The 23,960-nt window shown below is 59.6% G+C and carries 18 protein-coding genes and 1 riboswitch; of the genes, 12 read left to right on the top strand and 6 right to left on the bottom strand.

The window, feature by feature from the left end:
- Nucleotides 1-100 precede the first annotated feature (100 nt).
- Nucleotides 101-1,096 (bottom strand): ATP-grasp domain-containing protein, encoded by a 996-nt coding sequence (locus tag HMPREF3149_RS08670; RefSeq protein WP_070537476.1) that lies wholly within the window; start codon nt 1,094-1,096, stop codon nt 101-103.
- A 371-nt stretch (nt 1,097-1,467) separates the two neighbouring features.
- Between HMPREF3149_RS08670 and HMPREF3149_RS08665 the strand changes: the two genes are divergently transcribed.
- From HMPREF3149_RS08665 to HMPREF3149_RS08655, 3 genes are all read left to right on the top strand, one after another.
- The gene (locus HMPREF3149_RS08665) at nt 1,468-2,424 is read left to right on the top strand and encodes a cell envelope lipid trafficking protein PgfA (RefSeq protein ID WP_070537475.1); all 957 of its coding nucleotides are present in this window, start codon (nt 1,468-1,470) and stop codon (nt 2,422-2,424) included.
- Nucleotides 2,425-2,705: 281 nt separating this feature from the next.
- Nucleotides 2,706-6,185, top strand: coding sequence for a DNA-directed RNA polymerase subunit beta (locus HMPREF3149_RS08660; protein WP_042529257.1), 3,480 nt, complete (start codon nt 2,706-2,708; stop codon nt 6,183-6,185).
- 92 nt (nt 6,186-6,277) lie between these two features.
- On the top strand, nt 6,278-10,270 hold the full coding sequence (locus tag HMPREF3149_RS08655; protein WP_070537474.1) for a DNA-directed RNA polymerase subunit beta': 3,993 nt from the start codon (nt 6,278-6,280) through the stop codon (nt 10,268-10,270).
- Nucleotides 10,271-10,771: 501 nt separating this feature from the next.
- Here the strand turns inward: HMPREF3149_RS08655 and HMPREF3149_RS08650 are convergent.
- Nucleotides 10,772-11,779 (bottom strand): acyl-CoA thioester hydrolase/BAAT C-terminal domain-containing protein, encoded by a 1,008-nt coding sequence (locus tag HMPREF3149_RS08650; RefSeq protein WP_070537473.1) that lies wholly within the window; start codon nt 11,777-11,779, stop codon nt 10,772-10,774.
- Nucleotides 11,780-11,945: 166 nt separating this feature from the next.
- Nucleotides 11,946-12,082: riboswitch (TPP riboswitch) on the top strand.
- Between HMPREF3149_RS08650 and HMPREF3149_RS08645 the strand changes: the two genes are divergently transcribed.
- The 9 genes from HMPREF3149_RS08645 to HMPREF3149_RS08605 all read left to right on the top strand — a co-directional run bounded on the left by HMPREF3149_RS08645 (nt 12,071) and on the right by HMPREF3149_RS08605 (nt 21,540).
- A complete protein-coding gene (locus HMPREF3149_RS08645) occupies nt 12,071-12,700 on the top strand; it encodes an ECF transporter S component (RefSeq protein WP_070537472.1) in 630 nt (209 codons plus the stop codon). Its footprint overlaps the riboswitch before it by 12 nt.
- A gap of 32 nt (nt 12,701-12,732) precedes the next feature.
- Nucleotides 12,733-14,142: an ABC transporter ATP-binding protein gene (locus tag HMPREF3149_RS08640; protein WP_070537471.1), complete on the top strand. Its 1,410-nt coding sequence runs from the start codon at nt 12,733-12,735 to the stop codon at nt 14,140-14,142.
- Nucleotides 14,143-14,167: 25 nt separating this feature from the next.
- Nucleotides 14,168-14,959: an energy-coupling factor transporter transmembrane component T family protein gene (locus HMPREF3149_RS08635; RefSeq protein ID WP_070537470.1), complete on the top strand. Its 792-nt coding sequence runs from the start codon at nt 14,168-14,170 to the stop codon at nt 14,957-14,959.
- Between the two features lie 55 nt (nt 14,960-15,014).
- The gene (locus HMPREF3149_RS08630) at nt 15,015-15,584 is read left to right on the top strand and encodes an isopentenyl transferase family protein (RefSeq protein ID WP_070537469.1); all 570 of its coding nucleotides are present in this window, start codon (nt 15,015-15,017) and stop codon (nt 15,582-15,584) included.
- 216 nt (nt 15,585-15,800) lie between these two features.
- The gene (gene rpsL / locus HMPREF3149_RS08625; RefSeq protein WP_005286791.1) at nt 15,801-16,172 is read left to right on the top strand and encodes a 30S ribosomal protein S12; all 372 of its coding nucleotides are present in this window, start codon (nt 15,801-15,803) and stop codon (nt 16,170-16,172) included.
- Nucleotides 16,173-16,178: 6 nt separating this feature from the next.
- On the top strand, nt 16,179-16,646 hold the full coding sequence (rpsG, locus tag HMPREF3149_RS08620; protein WP_042529270.1) for a 30S ribosomal protein S7: 468 nt from the start codon (nt 16,179-16,181) through the stop codon (nt 16,644-16,646).
- 391 nt (nt 16,647-17,037) lie between these two features.
- Nucleotides 17,038-19,167 (top strand): elongation factor G, encoded by a 2,130-nt coding sequence (gene fusA, locus HMPREF3149_RS08615; protein WP_042529272.1) that lies wholly within the window; start codon nt 17,038-17,040, stop codon nt 19,165-19,167.
- A gap of 362 nt (nt 19,168-19,529) precedes the next feature.
- The gene (tuf, locus tag HMPREF3149_RS08610) at nt 19,530-20,720 is read left to right on the top strand and encodes an elongation factor Tu (RefSeq protein WP_042529275.1); all 1,191 of its coding nucleotides are present in this window, start codon (nt 19,530-19,532) and stop codon (nt 20,718-20,720) included.
- Nucleotides 20,721-20,817: 97 nt separating this feature from the next.
- Nucleotides 20,818-21,540, top strand: coding sequence for a hypothetical protein (locus HMPREF3149_RS08605; protein WP_070537468.1), 723 nt, complete (start codon nt 20,818-20,820; stop codon nt 21,538-21,540).
- Nucleotides 21,541-21,676: 136 nt separating this feature from the next.
- On the opposite strand, the gene HMPREF3149_RS08600 is transcribed toward HMPREF3149_RS08605, so the two are convergent.
- Genes HMPREF3149_RS08600 through HMPREF3149_RS08585 form a run of 4 tightly spaced genes read right to left on the bottom strand, consistent with a single transcriptional unit; the run spans nt 21,677 to nt 23,960 of the window.
- Nucleotides 21,677-22,243 (bottom strand): hypothetical protein, encoded by a 567-nt coding sequence (locus HMPREF3149_RS08600; protein ID WP_070537467.1) that lies wholly within the window; start codon nt 22,241-22,243, stop codon nt 21,677-21,679.
- On the bottom strand, nt 22,236-22,814 hold the full coding sequence (locus HMPREF3149_RS08595; protein WP_070537466.1) for a DUF6286 domain-containing protein: 579 nt from the start codon (nt 22,812-22,814) through the stop codon (nt 22,236-22,238). Before HMPREF3149_RS08595 ends, HMPREF3149_RS08600 begins: the two co-directional genes overlap by 8 nt.
- The gene (locus tag HMPREF3149_RS08590; protein WP_246819972.1) at nt 22,807-23,766 is read right to left on the bottom strand and encodes an Asp23/Gls24 family envelope stress response protein; all 960 of its coding nucleotides are present in this window, start codon (nt 23,764-23,766) and stop codon (nt 22,807-22,809) included. Before HMPREF3149_RS08590 ends, HMPREF3149_RS08595 begins: the two co-directional genes overlap by 8 nt.
- Nucleotides 23,766-23,960, bottom strand: a complete 195-nt coding sequence (locus HMPREF3149_RS08585; RefSeq protein ID WP_042529283.1) for a hypothetical protein — start codon at nt 23,958-23,960, stop codon at nt 23,766-23,768. The genes HMPREF3149_RS08590 and HMPREF3149_RS08585 overlap by 1 nt, the downstream gene beginning before the upstream one ends.

Below are 23,960 nucleotides of genomic sequence, written 5' to 3'. Positions count from 1 at the left end.
TTCCCTTGCCTTCTGGTTTAAGATTGTCTGAGTTTGCTCTAGAGGGTTGTCCCAAACGAGATACGGTCCCTTGAACCGAAAATGGCCCACTGTTGCTATTCTAAGCATCGTTTAAAGTCCTTTGTAAATATCTAGCAATGGCGTCGGAGACGATATTCGTGCCAGCTCGTTCTTCGTAGAATAGCCAATCGAAGATAACGTTACATTCAAGAAATATTGGGGCACCTCCCTGTATTAGGAGGTCGATGGCACATAAATTACAACCGGATAGTTGGGAGTATTCAATTAGAATATCTTTTACCCTTTGAGTGGGGTTATATAGAGATACGCTTACGCCGTTGTTCTCTAACCACAGGTCGCCTGCAGTGTCATATCCTGATACTCGGAAAACGATAACTTCTTGGTCAATCACATAGCAGCGGAGCTCGTACTCTGAGTTCATATACCTCTGGAATAGGAGAGGTACCGGCTCATCGTGAGTTGATTGATCTAGCTTTAAGCGTTTAGGCATAGCTCCAAGAAGTGTTCCCGGAGTCGGTTCTACCCAGTGGGGGCCAATCGGTTTGGCAATTGAAAAGGGAAACCCCTCTTCATATCCAATGAACGTTTGAGGAGTGGTAAATCCTATAGTATCGGCGAGCTGAATTTGTGCAAGCCGTGACCGTGCGTTGCAAAAGCGGTTTACGCTAAATAAGGCAATTTCTTCAAGCGTTTGTATGTAGGATATTGCTTGATCTTTGATATAGATCGTTTCTTCTTTAACGTAGGATATATTTTTTATAGATTCACGCGAAAAATGGCGGATCCAGGCAACTGCCACCGTCGTTTTACCATGTTCCGTAACCAGTCTTCCGAAGTTATCAATTGGTAATAGCTCTTTATTAAGCTCGCCGTCGCTGTCAATTCGTACGACCCCTATGTCCTGACTTGCGAGAATCAGCGACAGGAAGTCACATTCTCGGTCATCTTGACGGGTTATGAAGACTACACTTTTTGGTGGAAGCGATTCGGGGTGATTGTGGCGGAAGGCTCGCTGAAAATCGTTGCTTGGGCCTTGAAGTCTTATGGCGATATTTTTGTCTATAAGGAACGTCATAGGTATATGGTATGGGGGTTTCCTGTGGATGCATGCTTGAGGAGCTTGCATCCACAGGGGTAGCTAAAAGTCCTTTTTTACGTCGTGATTTGCTGCCTTGATTTTGTAATCATTAACAAAGGTGTCCAGCTTGTGATTGGGGCGTGGTGTGGGGGGTTCTGTCTGATTTAGAATCTCCCGTGCTATCTGGGTGCTGAGACGCGGTGCTATTTCTGTGTGATGCAAGGTAAAACCTCCTGGTAGTGTGATCCGCATTACTTGCGGTAATTCGAATTTACATGATCACTTTGGATCCAGGTATCCTACAAAAGTTTTAAGTTCTTGTTTCTGGAAGTGTGTGTTGAGCAAATGAATCGGTAGGATAAGCCACCATGCTGCCCAAGTCCCGCATCTTCTCCGTCCTCCTGCTCGGCCTCGGCGTTGCGCTGATTGCTGCTGGCCTGGCGGCGTCGAGCTTCTTGAGTTTTAGTCCGCGGCTGCCGCTGGATATCGAGGGCACTACGTGGACGATGCACGATGAGAACGCCACTGCGCAGGCGCTGTCCGCGGAGGGCGTCTCGCAGTATGAGGGGCCCATGACCTATCAGCTCAACATGGACATTCAGGAGCCGGCGGACAAGGACACCGCAACACTTCGGGTGGGGGAGTCCGCCATCCGCGGGGGCACGGGAAACGTGGAGGATTTGAGCTTTGCCCGCGTGTGGGCCTATCCCGTCGATCGTCTCAGCGGTAAGGCGACGGGTCCGGCGGCACTTTCCCACACCATGGGCTCGCCCACGGCGGAGGTCCCAGTCGAAGGCTATTGGCTCAAGCTGCCAGCCGATGCCGAGCAGACCACCTATCCAGTGTTTGACCCGGTACTGCGCACAGCAGCGGACGCAGTGTTTGAGGAGTCCCTCGACATTGACGGCCGCACTGTCTACCGCTACCGCCAAGAGATCGAGCCCACCAACGTGGCTACTCTTTATGCGGGCAACACGACCACCACGCTAACCAACGAGGATGGCTCCACCGAGCAGGGTTACCTCTTCCACGCCGCAACACGGGACCTCTTCGTGGACCAGGCCACGGGGCTCGTCGTGGGCATGGACGTCGACGTACGTGACTACTGGGCCGATCGCGAAGGAAACGAGCGCGAGGTGCAGTTTGCCTTTAACGGTGCTACCGACGAGCAATCCCGAACTGAGCTCCTCCACCAGGCAGAGCGCTTCCCGCGCAGTGCGGTGGGGCAGTGGGTGCGCTGGGGTGGCGTCGGCAGTGGCGCGCTTCTGGTGTTGTTCGGGGCGCTGGGCGCTTTCCGACGTCCCGCACAGCGCCACTCCCGCTAACCTTCCGGACGCGCGAATCGGTGTAGCGACACGCCAGAAGTGCGTTTCGCCTTTACAAGGCTGCCATTATGCTATAGGCTATTTCGTTGCGCTGGAATCTGGATCTTTAGTGCACATTTAGCCTTTCGAGTGGTGATGGAAAAACCGACTTGACAAGGTGATTTTGTGCATTCTAAACCCAGCCATTCCACAGCAGACCGAATGCTAAATCTACCAGCGGTTTTGCACCTCACCGGCCAGGGTGGGGACGCAATCCGCCAGAGGTACTGGAAGGACCCATCTTGGCAGTCTCCCGCCAGACCAAGTCAGTGGCCAACATCCCTGGAGCCCCGAAGCGATACTCCTTCGCTAAAATCAGCGAACCCATCGCCGTCCCGGGCCTCCTCGATCTACAACTCGATTCTTACGCGTGGCTCATCGGTACCCCCGAATGGCGCGAACGCGAGCAGGCAGAGCGCGGCGATGATGCACGCGTGACGAGCGGCCTTGAGGATATCCTCGAGGAGCTTTCTCCGATCCAGGACTACTCGGGCAACATGTCCCTGTCCCTGTCGGAGCCTCGCTTCGAGCCGGTGAAGAACACCGTGGACGAGTGTAAAGAGAAGGACATCAACTACTCGGCGCCACTGTACGTCACCGCAGAATTCATTAACAACGACACCCAGGAGATTAAGTCCCAGACCGTCTTCATCGGTGACTTCCCGATGATGACTGATAAGGGCACCTTCATCGTGAACGGAACCGAGCGCGTTATTGTCTCGCAGCTCGTGCGTTCCCCGGGTGTCTACTTTGATCAGACCATCGACAAGTCCACTGAGCGCCCGCTGCACTCTGTGAAGGTCATTCCTTCCCGCGGTGCGTGGCTCGAGTTCGACGTCGACAAGCGCGACACCGTCGGCGTTCGTATTGACCGCAAGCGCCGCCAGCCGGTCACCGTGCTGCTCAAGGCGCTCGGCTGGAGCGAGGAGCAGATCAAGGAGCGCTTCGGCTTCTCCGAGCTCATGATGTCCACCCTCGAGTCTGATGGCGTGGCTAACACCGATGAGGCTCTCCTGGAGATCTACCGTAAGCAGCGCCCGGGCGAGCAGCCCACCCGTGACCTCGCGCAGGCCCTGCTGGACAACTCCTTCTTCCGCGCCAAGCGCTATGACTTGGCTAAGGTCGGCCGTTACAAGGTCAACCGAAAGCTGGGCTTGGGCGGCGACCACGAGGGTCTTATGACCCTGACTGAGGAAGACATCGCTGTCACCCTCGAGTATCTCGTGCGCCTGCATGCAGGCGAGCGTGAGATGAAGGCCCCGAACGGTGAGACCATCTCCATCCACACCGACGACATCGACCACTTTGGCAACCGCCGCCTGCGCACCGTGGGCGAGCTCATCCAAAACCAGGTCCGCGTGGGCCTGTCCCGCATGGAGCGTGTTGTCCGCGAGCGCATGACCACCCAGGACGCGGAGTCGATCACCCCGACCTCCCTGATCAACGTCCGTCCGGTCTCCGCTGCCATCCGCGAGTTCTTCGGTACCTCCCAGCTCTCGCAGTTCATGGACCAGAACAACTCCCTGTCTGGCCTGACCCACAAGCGCCGCCTGTCTGCGTTGGGCCCGGGCGGTCTGTCCCGTGAGCGCGCCGGCATTGAGGTGCGAGACGTTCACGCCTCGCACTACGGCCGCATGTGCCCGATTGAGACTCCTGAGGGTCCGAACATTGGTCTGATCGGCTCGCTGGCGTCCTACGCACGCGTCAACGCCTTTGGCTTCATCGAGACCCCGTACCGCAAGGTCGTGGACGGTAAGGTCACCGACCAGGTTGAGTACCTCACCGCTGATGAAGAGGATCGCTTCGCCATTGCCCAGGCTGAGGTCGAGAAGGATGCCGACGGCACCCTGACCGGCGACCGTATCGAGGTCCGCCTCAAGGACGGTGACATCGGTGTGACCGACGCCGCGGGTGTGGACTACGTTGACGTTTCCCCGCGCCAGATGGTGTCCGTGGCAACCGCCATGATTCCGTTCCTCGAGCACGACGATGCTAACCGTGCCCTCATGGGCGCGAACATGCAGCGTCAGGCTGTGCCGCTGGTGCGTTCCGAGGCCCCCTACGTGGGTACCGGTATGGAGCAGCGCGCTGCCTACGACGCCGGTGACCTCATCATCACTCCGAAGGCCGGTGTGGTGGAGAACGTCACCGCCGACCTCATCACCATCATGGATGATGAAGGCCAGCGCGATACTTACATGCTGCGCAAGTTCGAGCGCACCAACCAGAACACCAACTACAACCAGACGCCGCTGGTGTCCCTGGGTGACCGTGTGGAGGCGGGCCAGGTGCTTGCCGACGGCCCCGGTACCCACAACGGTGAGATGTCCCTCGGCCGCAACCTCCTGGTTGCCTTCATGCCGTGGGAAGGCCACAACTACGAGGACGCCATTATCCTCAACCAGCGCATCGTGGAAGAAGATATTCTCACCTCGATCCACATCGAGGAGCACGAGATTGATGCTCGCGATACCAAGCTGGGCCCGGAGGAGATCACCCGCGAGATCCCGAACGTCTCCGATGACGTTCTGCGTGACCTCGACGAGCGCGGCATTGTCCGCATCGGTGCTGATGTCCGCGCCGGCGACATCCTGGTGGGTAAGGTGACCCCGAAGGGTGAGACCGAGCTGACCCCGGAGGAGCGCCTGCTGCGAGCTATCTTCGGTGAGAAGGCCCGCGAGGTCCGCGATACCTCTATGAAGGTTCCGCACGGTGAGACCGGTAAGGTTATCGGCGTGTCCCGCTTCTCCCGCGAGGATGACGACGATCTGGCCCCGGGCGTCAACGAGATGATCCGCGTTTACGTGGCTCAGAAGCGCAAGATCCAGGACGGCGATAAGCTGGCCGGCCGCCACGGCAACAAGGGTGTTGTGGGCAAGATTCTCCCGCCGGAGGATATGCCGTTCATGGAGGATGGCACCCCGGTGGACATCATCCTCAACACCCACGGTGTGCCGCGTCGTATGAACATTGGTCAGGTTCTTGAGGTTCACCTCGGCTGGCTGGCTCACGCTGGTTGGAAGATCGACACCGAGGATCCGGCCAACGCCGATCTGCTGAAGAAGCTGCCGGAAGAGCTGTACGACGTCCCGCCGGAGTCCCTCACCGCAACCCCGGTCTTCGACGGTGCTACCAACGAGGAAATCTCTCGCCTGCTGGCTTCCTCCAAGCCGAACCGCGATGGTGACGTCATGGTGGATGAGCACGGTAAGGCCCGCCTCTTCGATGGCCGCTCCGGCGAGCCGTACATGTACCCGGTTTCCGTGGGCTACATGTACATGCTCAAGCTGCACCACCTCGTCGACGAGAAGATTCACGCTCGTTCCACCGGCCCGTACTCCATGATTACCCAGCAGCCGCTGGGTGGTAAGGCACAGTTCGGTGGCCAGCGCTTCGGTGAGATGGAGGTGTGGGCAATGCAGGCTTATGGCGCTGCCTACACCCTGCAGGAGCTCCTGACCATCAAGTCCGATGACGTCGTCGGCCGCGTCAAGGTCTACGAGGCAATCGTCAAGGGCGATAACATCCCGGATCCGGGTATTCCGGAGTCCTTCAAGGTCCTCCTCAAGGAGCTGCAGTCCCTGTGCCTCAACGTGGAGGTTCTCTCCACGGACGGTACTCCGATGGAACTGTCCGGCTCCGACGATGACGACATGGACGGCGCTCCGTCCCTGGGCATTAACCTGTCCCGCGACGAGCGCTCCGACGCCGATATCGCCTAGCTTCTCGGTCCGCCGCTAGGCGGGCATAACGAATCACTAACTCATAAAAGCCATCAACTTCCCCCGCCAGGGGGATGAAAGGGAGACATTACGTGTTTGACGTAAATCTCTTCGACGAGCTCCGTATCGGTCTGGCCACCGCCGAGGACATCCGCCGCTGGTCTAAGGGCGAGGTTAAGAAGCCTGAGACCATTAACTACCGAACCCTCAAGCCAGAGAAGGACGGCCTCTTCTGCGAGCGCATCTTCGGTCCGACCCGCGACTGGGAGTGCTCCTGCGGTAAGTACAAGCGTGTCCGCTACAAGGGCATCATCTGTGAGCGCTGCGGCGTCGAGGTGACCAAGTCCAAGGTTCGCCGTGAGCGCATGGGCCACATCGAGCTGGCCGCGCCGGTTACCCACATCTGGTACTTCAAGGGTGTTCCTTCCCGTCTGGGTTACCTACTGGACCTGGCTCCGAAGGATCTTGAGCGCATCATTTACTTCGCTGCCAACATCATCACCTCCGTGGACGAGGAAGCTCGCCACAATGATCAGTCCACTCTTGAGGCAGAAATGCTTCTGGAGAAGAAGGACGTAGAGGATGACGTCGAGTCCGAGATCGCTGAGCGCGCTGCCAAGCTCGAGCAGGATCTGGCTGAGCTCGAAGCCGCCGGCGCTAAGGCCGACGCCCGCCGCAAGGTCCAGAACGCTGCCGACAAGGAGATGCAGCACATCCGCGAGCGCGGTGAGCGCGAGGTCGCTCGCCTCGACGAAATCTGGAACACCTTCATCAAGCTTGCTCCGAAGCAGATGATCATCGATGAGACCATCTACGAGGAGCTCGTTGACCGCTACGAGGATTACTTCACCGGCGGTATGGGTGCTGAGGCCATCCAGACCCTCATCCGCAACTTCGACCTCGAGTCTGAGGCCAAGGAGCTCAAGGAAATCATCAACAACGGCAAGGGCCAGAAGAAGATGCGCGCCCTCAAGCGCCTCAAGGTTGTCGCCGCCTTCCTGCGCTCGGGTAACGATCCGGCCGGCATGGTCCTCGATGCTATCCCGGTGATCCCGCCGGAGCTGCGCCCGATGGTGCAGCTGGATGGTGGCCGCTTCGCCACCTCCGACCTCAACGACCTGTACCGTCGCGTGATCAACCGCAACAACCGCCTCAAGCGCATGATCGACCTCGGTGCTCCCGAGATCATCGTGAACAACGAGAAGCGCATGCTGCAGGAATCCGTTGACGCGCTCTTTGACAACGGCCGCCGCGGCCGTCCGGTCACCGGTCCGGGTAACCGCCCGCTGAAGTCCCTGTCTGACCTGCTCAAGGGTAAGCAGGGCCGATTCCGTCAGAACCTGCTGGGTAAGCGTGTTGACTACTCTGGCCGTTCCGTTATTATCGTCGGTCCACAGCTCAAGCTGCACGAGTGTGGTCTGCCGAAGCTCATGGCGCTGGAGCTGTTCAAGCCCTTCGTCATGAAGCGCCTGGTGGAGAACGACTACGCTCAGAACATCAAGTCCGCCAAGCGCATGGTGGAGCGTCAGCGCCCTGAGGTGTGGGACGTCCTTGAAGAAGCTATTTCTGAGCACCCTGTCATGCTGAACCGTGCTCCGACCCTGCACCGCCTGGGTATTCAGGCCTTCGAGCCGAAGCTCGTTGAGGGTAAGGCAATTCAGCTGCACCCGCTGGCCTGCGAGGCCTTCAACGCCGACTTCGACGGTGACCAGATGGCAGTCCACCTGCCACTGTCCGCTGAGGCACAGGCTGAGGCCCGCGTTCTCATGCTGGCGTCCAACAACATTCTGTCTCCAGCATCCGGTAAGCCGCTTGCTATGCCGCGTCTGGATATGGTGACCGGCCTGTACTACCTCACCATGGACAAGGGCGAGGACGAGATCGGTGGCGCGGGAGCTTACGCTCCCGCAAACGAGAACGGACCGGCACAGGGCGTGTACTCCTCCTACGCAGAGGCCATCATGGCTCGTGACCGTGGCGTACTGGGCCTGCAGGCCCCGATCAAGGTCCGCATTTCTCACCTGCGTCCGCCGGCAGACATCGAGGCAGAGCAGTTCCCTGATGGCTGGCAGAAGGGCCAGGCCTGGATGGCGGAGACCACCCTTGGCCGCATCATGTTCAATGACTTGCTGCCATGGAACTACCCGTACCTTGAGGGCGTCATGGTTCGTAAGGGCGGTTCCGCCAACAAGATGCTCCTCGGTGACGTCATTAATGACCTTGCTGCGAAGTACCCGATGATCACCGTTGCCCAGGTTCTGGACAAGATGAAGGACGCTGGCTTCTACTGGGCTACCCGTTCTGGCGTGACCATCACCATGCATGACGTTCTGGTTCTCCCGAACAAGACCGAGGTTCTCGAGTCCTATGAGAAGGAAGCAGAGCGCATCGAGCGCAAGTACTGGGAGCAGGGTGCTCTGACCGAGCGCGAGCGCTACGACCGCCTGGTTGAGCTCTGGAAGGACGCTACCGACACCGTCGGTGAGGCCGTCGAGAACATGTACCCGGATGACAACCCGATTCCGATGATCGTGAAGTCCGGTGCTGCAGGTAACATGCGTCAGATCTGGACCCTGGCCGGTATGAAGGGCATGGTTGTGAACTCCAAGGGTGACTACATCACCCGTCCGATTAAGACCTCCTTCCGTGAAGGTCTGTCGGTTCTGGAGTACTTCAACAACTCCCACGGCTCCCGTAAGGGTCTGGCCGATACCGCTCTGCGTACCGCCGACTCTGGTTACCTCACCCGTCGTCTCGTCGACGTGGCACAGGACGTCATCGTCCGCGAAGAGGATTGTGGCACCCGCCAGGGCGTCCGCGTTCCGCTGGGCGAGCTGGTTAACGGCACCCCGGTATTCGATGAGCTGTGGGAGACCTCCGCTTCTGGTCGTGTTGTCGCTTCTGACGTCAAGGCTGAGGACGGCACCGTTGTTGCTGAGGCTGGCACCGACCTGACTGAGGAGCTCACCGCAGAGATCCTGCGCGCTGGTGTTACCGAGATTAAGGTTCGCTCCGTGCTGACCTGCCAGACCCCAGCCGGCGTTTGTGCGAAGTGCTACGGCAAGTCCATGGCTTCTGGTCAGCTCGTTGATATCGGCGAGGCTGTCGGTATTGTGGCCGCCCAGTCCATTGGTGAGCCGGGTACCCAGCTGACCATGCGTACCTTCCACCAAGGTGGTGTCGGTGGCGATATTACCGGTGGTTTGCCGCGTGTACAGGAGCTCTTCGAGGCTCGTAACCCGAAGAACCGCGCCCCGATTGCATCCGTCGACGGCACCGTGTCCCTGTCCGATGAGGGCAACTTCTGGACTCTGACCATCACTCCGGATGACGGTTCCGACAACGTGGTTTATGAGAAGCTCTCGAAGCGTCAGGGCCTGGCTCAGGTCCGTCGTCCGATGGAGTCGAACCCGGATGCCATGATCGAGCGTTCTTTGCGCGATGGTGACCACGTAACCACCGGTGACCGCCTCATGCGCGGTGCCGCTGATCCGCACGATGTGCTTGAGGTTCTCGGCCGCCGTGGTGTGGAGAAGCACCTCATTGATGAGGTCCAGGCTGTCTACCGTGCACAGGGTGTGGCCATCCACGACAAGCACATTGAGATCATCATCCGTCAGATGCTGCGTCGCGGTACCGTCATCGACGCTGGTACCACCGACCTGCTGCCGGGTAACCTCATTGACCTTTCGGAGGCCAAGCAGGTCAACGCCGCTCAGGTTGCTGAGGGTGGTCAGCCGGCTCAGCTGCGCAGTGAAATCATGGGTATCACCAAGGCCTCTCTGGCTACGGAGTCTTGGCTGTCTGCGGCTTCCTTCCAGGAGACCACGCGTGTGCTTACCGACGCCGCCATCAACAAGCGCTCGGATCAGCTCATTGGTCTGAAGGAGAACGTCATCATCGGTAAGCTGATTCCGGCCGGTACCGGTATTTCCCGCTACCGCAACATCAGCGTTAAGCCGACCGAGGCTGCACGCAATGCTGCGTACTCCATTCCGACCTACGGTGATTCCATCTACGGCGACGATGGCTTCGGTGAGTTCACCGGCGCTTCCGTGCCGTTGGAGGAGGACTACACCTACTAAGGCTTCGATTCTGAAGTGAGAGGCGAAACCACTCGCCGCTAAGGACCCGATTCCCCACCTGCCACAGTGCAGCAGGTGGGGAATCGGGGCTTTTACCACCAGTGAGCCTGGTCGAGTTGTACGTTCGGCCAATTCTTATTTAGTCTTAAGGTGAATTCCCTTCCCTTTGGTCTGAGCTGCCCCAATCTCCCTGGTTAACGGTGTTAAGTTGCGCCTGAACGACCATCTCATTAACCTGAGCAAAGGATAAGTTAATAGTTATTTTGTTCATATGGAGAGTTGGCTGCGCACAAGACCGCACCAGCATCTCTATCCAGGCTTGGGGGCTCGCGATGAAGCTTTTCCTTTCCTTAAGCAGTAGGCGAGAGTCCCCTTGGGGGTCGGTGCACTAAGAGCCGGCCTCAGTGTGCCCCGCCGTGGAGGTCAGAGACCACGGCGGGGCACTGCGCAGTTTTAGGGCCGATGTGAGAGGCGTGGGGAAGAGACTAACGGACGCAACTTTTAGCTCTCGTGCCATTCTTCGAGGCGTTCGAGCAGAATCTTGTCAGACTCCAGCTTTGCCTCACGGTTGGCCTCCACGGTACCGCCCATCATGACCTCCCAGGAGGGGCCGACGAGCTCATCAATGTTCTCGTGAAAAAGGTGGCCGGCACCCTCGTAGATGTGAGGTTCAAGGTCGTCGTTCTGCTCGTTCAGAGCCTTGGCGGCAACATCGGCTTGCCACATTGCGTCCTCCGTCCCGGCGAAGAGGAGTCCATGACCATCGAACTGGCTGAGGTCAATGACGGTTTCTGGGTCGGCAGCGGCGGCGATGGCTTCATAGCTAGCGCGATAGGACACCGGCAGACCAAGGGCCAAGCGTGTCATGAGTTTGCCAAACTCGGCTCCCTGCTCAGCAGCAAAGGGGACGGGTTCGCCCTTCCATGTAAAGCTGCTCCGTGTGCCGGTATCACGCTGGTAGTTGAGGTTGCCGTACGTGTGATCCCCAGGGGCGTAGAGCACAATGTTGCTGATCTCTGGGTAACGAGCCGCCAAGTTTGCAGTGAGCTCCGCGCCCTTTGAGGTGCCGATGACGGTCAGCGGTTGAACACCATTGCCCTTCTCGTTGGCATAGGCAATGACCTCATCAAAGAATTCGAGTGGGACTTCATCAATAAATTCCTTTTGGCCGGGTTGTCCAAAGAAGTAGAGGTCGAGCACATCGTAGCCATTATCGCGGAGGAGTTGAGCCTGTTCCACGTTGGCGCCGCCGTCGGAGCCACCGAAGACGACGACCGTGCCGGGGTGGGCGTCACCAAGCGGCGAGAGGTGGAACCCCTTCATGTAGTCGCCGTTGATTTTCTCCACGCCGTTCTCGCTGAGAATTCGTTCATCCCCGCCCTCGGGGTTTTCGGGGATTGCATAACGATTGGTGTTGATGGAACGGGCAATCCATACACCAGCGATCAGGAGGACCAAGCATAGGAGAAGAATCCCTAAGATCGTGAGAACAACTTTGATAGCTCGCATGGCAAATGTCTCCTTTACTGACTGATGTGACATGTGCCGCTATCTCCATTGTATTGCGTGGAAGTGCTGAAGGTGCTGGATGTGCCCTTATCGGGGCTGCTTGCTAAGCTGTCAGTGCTTTTGAGCTTTCTGGGTCGGCGCTGTGAGGTGCTGGCCGCTTTTAACTACACAACGTCACGGGTGCTTCCTGTCCGCATGTGCTTCCCAGCGCACGGGAGGAGGCTGAGATGCCGCCGAGGGGCGGCGAACCGTCGAACCTGATCCGGGTAATGCCGGCGAGAGGGAGGAAAAATGAGTTCTGTATCTACTAGTGGTGCATCGTCGGCCGCGGCGCCTCAGCGGAGCCTGAACTGGCGCATCGTGGACATCGTGGTGGCATCCGTGTTGGGTGTGGCCTGCGGTTTCGTGTTCTTAGCATGGAACACCGTGGGTTATGCCTGGTTCGAAGCCATGGATGCGCTCACGCCGGGCCTGGGTGGCATTGCCACGGGTATCTGGCTGATTGGTGGCGTTATCGGTGGCCTCGTCATCCGCAAGCCGGGTGCAGCGTTGTACGTCGAGCTGCTTGCTGCGATCGTCTCTGCTGTACTGGGCTCGCAGTGGGGTATTAGTACTTTGTACTCGGGTATTGCGCAGGGTATCGGTGTGGAAATCGTTCTCGCCATCTTCCTCTACCGCCGCTTTGGTCTGGGTGTTGCCATGCTCGGCGGTATGGCGGCCGGTTGGGGTGCATTCGTGCTGGAGCTGTTTACCTCCGGAAACTTGGGCAAGACCCTGCAGTTCAACATCATCTACTTCGTCACACTGAGTATCTCCGGTGCGATTCTGGCCGGTGCGGTGGGCTTCTTTGTGGTCAAGGCGCTAGCGAAGACAGGCGCACTGGACCGCTTCGCGGTCGGCCGTGAACAGCACTCCGCCTAGTTGCTGAGTGCTGGTGAGGTTATTTTCGGAGTATGAGTGAGGTAGGTGCCGCGGGGGCAACGAAGGTCACCGCCCGCGGCTACGGCTGGACCCATGCGGGCAGGCGCGAGGCTGCGCTTGCGAATATTGACTTTGTTGTCGAGCCGGGGGAGAAGGTGCTGCTGTGCGGCGATTCCGGTTCGGGCAAATCCACGCTGCTTGCTGCTATTGCAGGCGTCCTCGGCGGGGATGATGAAGGAACTCGTGTGGGGGAGATCCTTCTTGAGAGCGCTGATGGAAATGTTGAGCAGCCGGGGCGAACCATCCCGGTGGGCTTAGTGCTCCAGGACCCGGATTCCCAGGTGATTGCTGCCCGCGTGGGCGATGACGTGGCTTTTGGCTGCGAGAATCTGGCTTATCCCCGCGAGGAGATCTGGCAGCGCGTGAGTGCCGCGCTTGAGATGGTGGGGCCTTATGTGGACCTTGATTTTCCCACCGCGCAGCTCTCTGGTGGGCAAAAGCAGCGCCTCGCCTTGGCGGGGGTGATTGCGATGGGCGCGGGCGTTGTTCTGCTCGATGAACCCACGGCGAACCTGGATCCGGACGGCGCGCGCGATGTCATCGAAGCCGTGTCCACTATGGCGGAACGCACCGGCGCTACCCTGATCGTGGTCGAGCACCAGCACGCAGCGTGGAAAGGGGTGCTTGACCGGGCCATCGAACTCAAAGACGGGCGCATCGTGGCGGATGGGCCGCTGGCCAGCGTTGTGGCGAACCGTACCGTGGCTGACCTACCGGAGGCGAGAGGCGTCGGAAAGCGCAGCGAACCCGCCCTGTGGAGCACTGATCTGGTCACGCGCTTCGGGCCGCCGCGCAGTTTTGAGCTTCCGCGCGGTGCGTCGACGGTTATCACGGGGCCGAATGGTGCGGGTAAGACTACCTGGATGATGACCGTGGCTGGGCTCCTTCCTGCGGAGTCGGGGGAGATTGGGGTCGCGGACTTCGTGCGGCGTGGTTTGAAGGGCTCGCCGCTGACGTGGAAATCCCGGGAACTTGCAGACCGCATCGGGTTCGTCTTCCAGAACCCCGAGCACCAGTTCGTCGCCCGTACCGTGGCCGAGGAGCTGCGTGTGGGCCCAAAGGTCATGCGGCGCGAGGTTCCTGAGGCGCACATAGCCGAGCTGGTGGAGTCGCTCCGCTTGGGCCACCTCCTCAACGCCAACCCCTTCACGCTGTCGGGAGGGGAGAAACGCCGTTTGTCCGTGGCAACGGCTCTGGTGAGTACGCCGGAGGTGCTGCTGCTCGATGAACCCACGTTCGGCCAAGATCCCCACACCTTCAGCGAGTTGGTGTGGCTGTTGCGACGCATGGCTGACGAGGGGACGACGATTGCCTCCGTCACCCATGACCCGCTCTTTATTTCCGCCCTTGGGGATCACCGCGTGGAGGTGACCCGTGCCTAATCCTTCTTCGTCTCATCCTTCTTCGATGAGTACAAAGGGCGCGCCCGCCGCCGGCCTCTTGAGCGGAGTTAATCCGCTGACCCGAATCTTTCTCATGTTCGTGTGGGTTACCCCGTTGCTGCTTTCGGTGGACGTGGTGTCCGGCGGAGTATCACTGGCGTTGACCTTGATCTTTGCGCCACTGTGTGGGGTGTCGTGGCTGCGCATGCTGAAGGCGGGTTGGTTCCTTTTCCTCATCGCGCCGATTTCTGGCATTTCCATGCTGCTCTACGGTGCCCCGGGTGGGCGCGAATACTTCACGCTGTGGCTCATTACGGTGAGTGATAACTCGATTGAGCTTGCCATTGCCATTACCCTGCGTGTCTTTGCGGTAGCGCTGCCCATGGTAGTGCTCGCGCGCGCTATTGATCCCACCGAGCTGGGCGACGCCCTCTCCCAAATCCTCAAGCTGCCGTCCCGCTTCGTCATTGGTGCCGTGGCCGGAGTGCGCATGATGACGCTGTTCACGTCTGATTGGCAGTACCTCGCTATGGCGCGTAGGGCCCGCGGGCTTACTGACGAAGGCCGTGTCAAGCACCTCATCACCATGTCCTTCGGCCTACTGGTACTAGCGCTGCGCCGAGGCGGAAAACTGGCTACCGCGATGGAAGCCCGTGGATTTGGCCGAACCCCGCCGGGAGGCGGCCAACGCACATGGGCGCGCCCTTCCCGTCTTGTGCAGCGAGACTGGCTGGTCATGGTGCTGGGTGTGATCCTCGCCGCACTACCGGTGGTAGTTTCGGTGCTGAGTGGTTCGTGGAGGTTCTTCGGTCTGTAGGCCTCCGCGGTACCTTGTCTGCACGCGCAAACCCAGAAGTGGTGAAAACAAACACATGCAGGACACGCAAGATGCTGACTACAACAGTCAGATGGAACGGCTGTTGGAGGACGTCGTCAAGCTCTCCGACTCGCGAAAACGTCCGATGAAACCAGTGACCGTGTTGATCGACGGCCCATCCGGAGCCGGCAAGACCTGGGCATCAGTGGCTTTAGCCGAGCGCACAGGGTGGCGAGTGGTGCACCTCGACGAGTTTTATCCAGGCTGGCACGGCCTCGAGGCCGGCTCCGCCATGGTGGCCGAGCAAGTTCTGCGAGAGAACAATCCAGGCTATTGGCGCTGGGATTGGGAGGCCAACGCACCTAGGGATTGGGCGAGCCTTGACGTGCGAGACGACCTTATCGTTGAAGGCGTTGGCTGCGTCACTGCGGAGAACATCGCGGCAGCGCAGCAGCGTGGTTCTGTGGTGACCGTGCGTATCGATGGCCCCCGCGAGCAGCGCCGCCAGCGTGCGCTGGAGCGCGACCCAGACTATGAAGAGTGGTTTGAGACGTGGGAAAACCAGGAGAAAAATTACTTCGCCGAGCTGGCTGCTGAGGCCGACCTGACCTGGGAATGGAGCTAGCGACTCTGGGATTTGGGCAGATCAGGGGGCTGGTGGTACTCTAACCAACGGTTTCATCTTTGGTGAGATGAAAAGTCTGATCAGTTTCTCGGCCGTTCGTGGTCGAGGGAAGTTCTGGACATGCGGAAGGGCCCCGGAGAAGAGCCCCTATTTTTGCATGTTTGACGCACCTTCCTTGATCAGTAGAAGCCGAAGTCATACAGAAAGACAAGATCTATGCCAACTATTCAGCAGCTGGTCCGCAAGGGCCGCCACGACAAGAAGGCCAAGGTTGCTACGGCCGCCCTCAAGGGCTCCCCGCAGCGCCGCGGCGTGTGCACCCGCGTGTACACCACCACCCCGAAGAAGCCGAACTCGGCACTCCGTAAGGTTGCCCGTGTGCGCCTGACCTCCGGTATCGAGGTTTCTGCCTACATTCCGGGCGAGGGCCACAACCTTCAGGAGCACTCCATGGTGCTCGTCCGCGGTGGTCGTGTGAAGGACCTCCCGGGTGTTCGTTACAAGATTATCCGTGGCGCACTGGATACCCAGGGCGTGAAGGACCGTAAGCAGGCTCGTTCCCGCTACGGCGCAAAGAAGGGACAGTAATCAACAATGCGTAAGAATGCTGCACCGAAGCGTCCTGTAGTTAAGGACCCGGTTTACAACTCCGAGCAGGTCACCATGCTCGTGAACAAGATCCTGCTGGACGGCAAGAAGTCCACCGCCGAGCGCATCGTCTACGGTGCTCTCGAGGCTTGCCGCGAGAAGACCGGTACCGATCCGGTCGGCACCCTGGAGAAGGCTCTGGGCAACATCCGCCCGGACCTCGAGGTTCGCTCCCGCCGCGTGGGTGGCGCTACCTACCAGGTGCCGGTTGAGGTTAAGCCGGCTCGCGCTAACACCCTGGCTCTGCGTTGGCTGGTGACCTTCACCCGTCAGCGTCGTGAGAACACCATGATCGAGCGTCTCGCTAACGAGATCCTGGATGCTTCCAACGGCCTGGGTGCTTCCGTCAAGCGCCGTGAGGATACTCACAAGATGGCTGAGGCCAACCGTGCCTTCGCCCACTACCGCTGGTAATCCCTGCGGAAAATTCGCCACATGGCATCATGGCCCGAACAACGACATCATCGTTTACCTGCACTAACAGTGCGCGCCGGCGCCCTTTAATGGGGTATGGCGGCGCACACAGTGCGGACCACAAACTTTAATAGCGTTGTTCGGGCCATTTTTGTATCTGGGAATTGAACGCCCTGCATGCACGGCCACATAGTGGATGCAGTAACATGCACAACGGGACAGTGGCAGCCCACAAGTGAGGTGTATTAGGCGCCTCGCGCTGCCGCGCTAGCCCAGACGTGGCAAAATAGACCAAGACCTATCCATGAAGACGTCGGACTTGCCTCATTGACGTGGAAGTTGATGAGTGAGGAAATGCGGCGTCGACGACAATTAAGTTGGGGTATAAACCGTGGCACAACAAGTGCTTAAGGATCTGCACAAGGTCCGCAACATCGGCATCATGGCTCACATCGATGCTGGTAAGACCACCACGACCGAGCGTATTCTCTTCTACACCGGTATCAACCGTAAGGTCGGCGAGACCCACGATGGTGCCTCCACCACTGACTGGATGGAGCAGGAGAAGGAGCGCGGCATCACCATTACGTCCGCTGCCGTGACCTGTTTCTGGGACAACAACCAGATCAACATCATCGACACCCCGGGCCACGTGGACTTCACCGTTGAGGTTGAGCGTTCCCTGCGTGTTCTCGATGGCGCCGTTGCCGTCTTCGACGGCAAGGAGGGCGTTGAGCCGCAGTCCGAGCAGGTGTGGCGTCAGGCTGCTAAGTACGACGTGCCGCGTATCTGCTTCGTGAACAAGATGGACAAGCTGGGTGCGGATTTCTACTTCACCGTCCAGACCATTATCGACCGCCTCGGCGCGAAGCCGTTGGTAATGCAGCTGCCGATCGGTGCTGAGGATGACTTTGACGGCGTCGTCGACCTTATCGACATGAAAGCCATCACCTGGCGCGGCAAGGTCGAAACCGGTGCTGAGCCGACCATCGAGGAGATCCCGGCCGACCTGCAGGAGAAGGCTGAAGAGTACCGTGAGAAGCTGCTCGAGGCTGTCGCTGAGTCTGATGAGGAGCTCATGGAGAAGTACTTCGGCGGCGAGGAGCTGACGAAGGAAGAGATCAAGGCTGCCATCCGCAAGATGACCATCAACTCCGAGATCTACCCGGTGCTGTGCGGTACCGCATACCGCAACAAGGGCGTCCAGCCGCTGCTTGACGCTGTTGTGGACTACCTGCCGAACCCGCTCGACATTGGCGAGATCCAGGGCCACGCTGTTGGCAACGAGGACGAGGTCATCACCCGTAAGCCGTCCATTGAGTCCCCGTTCTCCGCTCTGGCTTTCAAGATTGCTGCTCACCCGTTCTTCGGTCAGCTGACCTTCACCCGCGTGTACTCCGGCCAGGTTGTTCCGGGTACCGAGGTTATGAACTCCACCAAGGGTAAGAAGGAGCGCATCGGCAAGCTCTTCCAGATGCACGCCAACAAGGAGAACCCGGTTGAGCAGGCAGATGCCGGCAACATCTACGCCGTCATTGGTCTGAAGGAAACCACCACCGGTGACACCCTGTGTGACAAGGATGACCAGATCATCCTCGAGTCCATGGACTTCCCGGACCCGGTTATCAAGGTCTCCATCGAGCCGAAGACCAAGGCTGACCAGGAGAAGCTGGGTACCGCTATTCAGAAGCTTGCTGCTGAGGACCCGACCTTCACCGTTGAGCTCGACGAAGAGACCGGCCAGACCGTTATCGGCGGTATGGGCGAGCTTCACCTCGACGTTCTTGTTGACCGCATGAAGCGCGAGTTCAAGGTTGAGGCAAACATCGGTAACCCGCAGGTTGCTTACCGCGAGACCATCCGCAAGAAGGTCGAGTCCCTGGACTACACCCACAAGAAGCAGACCGGTGGTTCTGGTCAGTTCGCAAAGGTCATCTGCACCATCGAGCCGTACAACCCGGACCCGGAGACCCTGGAAGAGGGCGAGTCCGCAACCTACAAGTTCGAGAACGCCGTCACCGGTGGCCGCGTGCCGAAGGAGTACATCCCGTCCGTCGACGCTGGTATCCAGGATGCTATGCAGTACGGCTACCTCGCTGGCTTCCCGCTGGTGAACATCAAGGCCACCCTCGAGGATGGCGCTTACCACGACGTTGACTCCTCTGAGATGGCCTTCAAGCTCGCTGGCTCCCAGGTCCTCAAGGAGGCCGTTGCCAAGGCAAAGCCGGTTCTGCTTGAGCCGGTCATGGCAGTTGAGGTCGTTACCCCGGAGGAGTACATGGGTACCGTTAACGGTGACATCTCCTCCCGCCGTGGCCAGGTCTTCTCCATGGAGGACCGCTCCGGCGCCAAGGTCGTGAAGGCAAAGGTACCGCTTTCCGAGATGTTCGGTTACATCGGTGACCTGCGTTCCTCCACCGCCGGCCGTGCAAACTTCACCATGGTCTTCGATTCCTACGCTGAGGTTCCGTCCTCCGTGGCACAGGAGATCATTGAGGAGCGCACCGGCAGCAAGGCCTAAGCGGCCCCGCCGTTTAGCCCGCATTGCAGGGCTGGTAGTCTTCGCCAGTAGACCGCCAGCTCTCTGCACTGGGGGTAGCGGTCGGCTGAGTGCGCACCAAAGGATGTGTGTGTTGAGCCGGCCGTTACCCTCCCAGGATCCTGCTAATTGATTCTTGTCGAGGGTCAACGACCGCACGTTATGCGCGGGGTTACCTCCTAAAGAGGCAGTTTGAAAAAACTGCGGCATAAATCTAGGATCGTGTAACTGGCACGTAAAGAAAGCGTCATTAGCGCTTATGGGCCCGGCCCGAAGTGCCAATGGCAATACAAACCACGTGGCTGCGAAATACGTAGCCGCCATAGAGTCCAGGAGGACAAACAGTGGCAAAGGAGAAGTTCGAGCGTACGAAGCCGCATGTGAACATCGGCACCATCGGACACGTCGACCACGGCAAGACCACCACCACCGCAGCGATCACCAAGGTTCTGGCTGACGCTTACCCGGAGGAGAACACCGCTTTCGCCTTCGACATGATCGATAAGGCTCCTGAGGAGAAGGAGCGCGGTATTACCATCAACATCTCCCACGTTGAGTACTCCACCCCGAAGCGCCACTACGCACACGTGGACGCCCCGGGCCACGCCGACTACATCAAGAACATGATTACCGGTGCTGCTCAGATGGACGGCGCCATCCTGGTTGTTGCTGCAACCGATGGCCCGATGCCGCAGACTCGTGAGCACGTTCTGCTCGCTCGCCAGGTTGGCGTTCCGTACATCCTCGTTGCACTGAACAAGTGCGACATGGTTGACGATGAGGAAATCATCGAGCTCGTCGAGATGGAGATCCGCGAGCTGCTCGCTGAGCAGGACTACGATGAGGACGCTCCGATCGTTCACATCTCCGCTCTGAAGGCTCTTGAGGGCGACGAGAAGTGGGTACAGTCCGTCGTCGACCTGATGCAGGCTTGCGATGACTCCATTCCGGATCCGGAGCGCGAGCTGGACAAGCCGTTCCTGATGCCGATCGAGGACATCTTCACCATCACCGGCCGCGGTACCGTTGTTACCGGCCGTGTTGAGCGTGGCTCCCTGAACGTTAACGAAGACATCGAGATCATCGGTATCAAGGACAAGTCCATGTCCACCACCGTTACCGGTATCGAGATGTTCCGCAAGATGATGGACTACACCGAGGCTGGCGACAACTGTGGTCTGCTTCTGCGTGGTACCAAGCGTGAAGAGGTTGAGCGTGGCCAGGTGTGCATCAAGCCGGGCGCTTACACCCCGCACACCAAGTTCGAGGGTTCCGTCTACGTCCTGAAGAAGGAAGAGGGCGGCCGCCACACCCCGTTCATGGACAACTACCGTCCGCAGTTCTACTTCCGCACCACCGACGTTACCGGCGTCATCAAGCTGCCGGAGGGCACCGAGATGGTCATGCCGGGCGACAACGTTGAGATGACCGTTGAGCTGATCCAGCCGGTCGCTATGGACGAGGGCCTGCGCTTCGCTATCCGCGAGGGCTCCCGTACCGTCGGCGCTGGCCGTGTTACCAAGATCATCGCCTAATCAGCTGATTAGCGGGATGTAGTAGCATCCTTGAGCCGCCCAATCCCAGTGGGGTTGGGCGGCTTTTGCGATCGACGAAAGACTAGGCTGGGGTATCATGTTTGATCCGACTCGCATCGACCGCACTTTAGGGGCTCTTCGGTCCGCCTGGGAGGGTCAGCCTGATCTGCCCCTAGGTACTCTCTTCGGCATGCTCGCGGCGGAAGGATATGGCTGGGGCGTGTCCGACGACGAGCTCACTGCCCGGCTAGAGGCGATGGCACAGGTGCATCCTCCGGTCATCCCGCTTTCCGACGCCTCCCTCATCACCCATGGCCTCTGGCTCGCCGTCACCGATTCCCACAGAGTTACGCTGGCAGCCACCCAGGGTTCCTCGCAGGTGGTTGTGCGGCCTGTGACCAAGGAAGGGGAGAGGGGGCAGCCCGTCGCGTGGAAGGTGTCTGCGCTGCGGCCGGTTGGCCCTGGCCGTCCGCTCGTCCTGTCCGATAGCGAAGGATTTGAGCACCGCTATGGCGTCGTCGAGTCGGTGACGCGCCTTCGCGAAGACAATCGTTCGCTTAGTGGTCTCATGCGCCGCAGCGTTGGTGACAGAGTATGGTTCATCCGTACCGCAGAGGAGACGATCATTCTCGACCATGGCCTTCACGTCACGGAGCGAAAGAACCGCGAGTTAGTCCGCACAGATTTTTCATGGCATCGCATCGACGAGTGCGCTGTCGGGGTGCCCTTGACGGTCGACCTTTCCCGCGGAACACAGCACTCTTTCGGCGAGGTGGTAGAGGTGACCCTCGTGGAATCGGAGCCGTGGTGCCCGCGCTAACTGTTTCCCGGATCGCCGAGATGCCCGCCAACCGTGGTGTGGTTGGCGGGCATCAAGCCCGCGCCTGTGGCCTCGTGACTTTTCGGTCGTGAGTCAGGTGGCGCGGTTATGGGGAGTCCCCAGTAGAGCGAGCTAACTAGACGACGGAGCTGCGCACCTTGGTGAAATGTACCTTGTACGTCGTGTCCACATCCGCATCAGGAAACGCTGCACGGAAGTCCTGGTCATTGACTTCGATGGCATCCTTAATGCGCAGAATCGGGGTGTCCGGGTCTGCGAGGATTTCGTACTGGAGTGTGGGGCGTGCGCGGTCGTAGGCGACGAGCCGTGAGACCTTCTCAACGCCTTCGACGTTGGCCAACGTGTCGGCGACAGCACCAGCGATGGCATTCATGCTGGTTTTGATGGCGCCGTCTTCATTGGAGGCGTCGGAATGCACCACGTTGAAGCGGCGGTGGCGCAGATTCGCGATGATAAGCCACAGGCCTACCAATGCCATTACCACAGTGGCAGCAGCGAGGGCATAGACCCACCACGACTGCTTCGGAAGTCCTGCCCACGCCTCGTGGTCGACCCAATCGGCCAGGTACGTAGCGAATCCGACGTCGAAGTGAATGAGAATCGGCCACGCACCCAACGCGATGAGTAAGAGCCCAAGAATTGCGAGAATAACCCGGTCCACGCCGGCGAGTGTCTTAGACATTGGCGATCTCCTCTTGGTCGTTCTCGATCTGAACGGTGAGCTCGGGGGTGGGGGAGACGGCGGCGAGCGCAGCGGTAACTGCATCCGTCACGCGTTCTTTGAGCTGGGAGTCCTCGAGATCGCCCGTCGCAGTGACAGTGACCTGGGCGCGGTTCGAGGAAATCTTCGCGCGGCTGCGCGCGGCGCTGGCACCCGGTACTCGGCGGGCAGACGCCGACGCCACGCGCGCAATATCAACAGCACGCAACCACATCGACGCTTCCTCCGAGGCGATAGTGACGTGGGTAGTCTTACGCGGTGCACAGGCCGCCCACAGCAGGATAAGGCCGACAAGGATGCCGATGCCACCGCCAATCAGCATCCACGTCTCGATGTCTGGCTTTGACATGACATCAATGAACGGTTGCAGCCATGACTGACCGCCCTCATCGGCGCCGACAACCCAGGCCTCGCGACCTGCTACGGCGGCACCGGCGATGAGCACGATGCCAAGGATAACGGTCCACGTGCGTGCGGGCGGTGAGGCCTTGGGACGTTGGCCTAAGCCGACGGGCAGAGTCGAATCACTCATGGTGGGCTCCTTCGGCAAACGGGGTGATGGTAATTGCGCGCAGTGGCGTAGGGCGAGGTATGTCGACGCGGCGGGTGAAATCCGCCGAGGGCCGGATTTCAATCGGGCGGAGGTTGCGCGACGTAGCGCTCGGCGCGACTTGCGGCGTGCGGAGCGCTGTGGCGCGCGGGGCCGTAACGTGGTGCGGCTCTACCGGGCGTGGAACGTCGACCTTGCGCAGGGCCATGGGGTGCGGTGCGGATACTGGTCGTGGTTGCAGCGGACGGGGGACGTCGACCGAACGTGGGCGGAATTCGCTTGGCATGGTCACCGACCGCACAGTAGCTGGCTGCGGATCGCGGGTGTGTCGTAAAGGCCGCTCTGGTGCCGTGGTGATGTCACGCAACTCGTCATAACGCTGCGGGGAAGGGCCGAAACCAGAGGTGCGAACCTGTACTGCCTGGGGAGTCGCCACGCCACGTACGGCGGGAGCTGCGGGGACAGCGATCTGGCGGACCGCCACACCTTGTGATGTTTTAATCTCCTTGAGCTCCTGCGCAGACACAATCGCTGGAATCTGCGCGACAAGCGGAGTGCGCGTCGATACGGCCAGTGCAGAGGTCCGTTCACCAGCGACTGCACCGCCCACCGTCACGTTGACGCGCGTCGTGCGAAAGCCGGTGAAATCACGGACGGTATCTGAAATGGCGGAGCGTACAGCCGACGCCACGTCGGTCACCGGGGAGGGCCAATACACGGCGATATCGGCATCAACCGCGACGACCTTCGCGTCCGGATCCATCTGCGCCATGACGCGCGGGAAAGCGCGTCCAGCAAGGCCGGCCAGTTTGGCGTCGACAGCCGCAGTTCCCGGGACACTGGCGATGGCGGCATGAATAACCTTTTCCATCGCCCGCAGCGAGAACTGAGTGCGGCCCTGCGCCGTGGGGATCTCGTCGAACGGAGTCGTCACTAGCCTTGGCCTCTATCCTGGCCGACCACGCCTTTCCACACGGCGGTGAGGTCGATGCGGCCGTCGAAGTGTGCGCCGACAACGCCGCCAATCGCGGCCAGTAGAACCGCGAGTACGACGTACCAGACGCCGAGGTAGATGAAAAAGGCGAGAACCAAGCCGGCGAGGACGCCGAGGGAGGTGTAGTTCTTCAT

Source organism: Corynebacterium sp. HMSC05E07 (assembly GCF_001807225.1).
Taxonomy (GTDB): domain Bacteria; phylum Actinomycetota; class Actinomycetes; order Mycobacteriales; family Mycobacteriaceae; genus Corynebacterium; species Corynebacterium singulare.
Note: the sequence above shows the minus strand (reverse complement) of the source record. Positions and strands in the feature narration are given on the sequence as shown.

Bases quoted from the DNA above. Each gene is read 5' to 3' on its own strand.
- HMPREF3149_RS08670 (WP_070537476.1), bottom strand. From the start codon at position 1,096: ATGACGTTCCTTATAGACAAAAATATCGCCATAAGACTTCAAGGCCCA.
- HMPREF3149_RS08665 (WP_070537475.1), top strand. From the start codon at position 1,468: ATGCTGCCCAAGTCCCGCATCTTCTCCGTCCTCCTGCTCGGCCTCGGC.
- HMPREF3149_RS08650 (WP_070537473.1), bottom strand. From the start codon at position 11,779: ATGCGAGCTATCAAAGTTGTTCTCACGATCTTAGGGATTCTTCTCCTA.
- HMPREF3149_RS08645 (WP_070537472.1), top strand. From the start codon at position 12,071: ATGAGTTCTGTATCTACTAGTGGTGCATCGTCGGCCGCGGCGCCTCAG.
- HMPREF3149_RS08640 (WP_070537471.1), top strand. From the start codon at position 12,733: ATGAGTGAGGTAGGTGCCGCGGGGGCAACGAAGGTCACCGCCCGCGGC.
- HMPREF3149_RS08635 (WP_070537470.1), top strand. From the start codon at position 14,168: ATGAGTACAAAGGGCGCGCCCGCCGCCGGCCTCTTGAGCGGAGTTAAT.
- HMPREF3149_RS08630 (WP_070537469.1), top strand. From the start codon at position 15,015: ATGCAGGACACGCAAGATGCTGACTACAACAGTCAGATGGAACGGCTG.
- rpsL (WP_005286791.1), top strand. From the start codon at position 15,801: ATGCCAACTATTCAGCAGCTGGTCCGCAAGGGCCGCCACGACAAGAAG.
- rpsG (WP_042529270.1), top strand. From the start codon at position 16,179: ATGCGTAAGAATGCTGCACCGAAGCGTCCTGTAGTTAAGGACCCGGTT.
- HMPREF3149_RS08605 (WP_070537468.1), top strand. From the start codon at position 20,818: ATGTTTGATCCGACTCGCATCGACCGCACTTTAGGGGCTCTTCGGTCC.
- HMPREF3149_RS08600 (WP_070537467.1), bottom strand. From the start codon at position 22,243: ATGTCTAAGACACTCGCCGGCGTGGACCGGGTTATTCTCGCAATTCTT.
- HMPREF3149_RS08595 (WP_070537466.1), bottom strand. From the start codon at position 22,814: ATGAGTGATTCGACTCTGCCCGTCGGCTTAGGCCAACGTCCCAAGGCC.
- HMPREF3149_RS08585 (WP_042529283.1), bottom strand. From the start codon at position 23,960: ATGAAGAACTACACCTCCCTCGGCGTCCTCGCCGGCTTGGTTCTCGCC.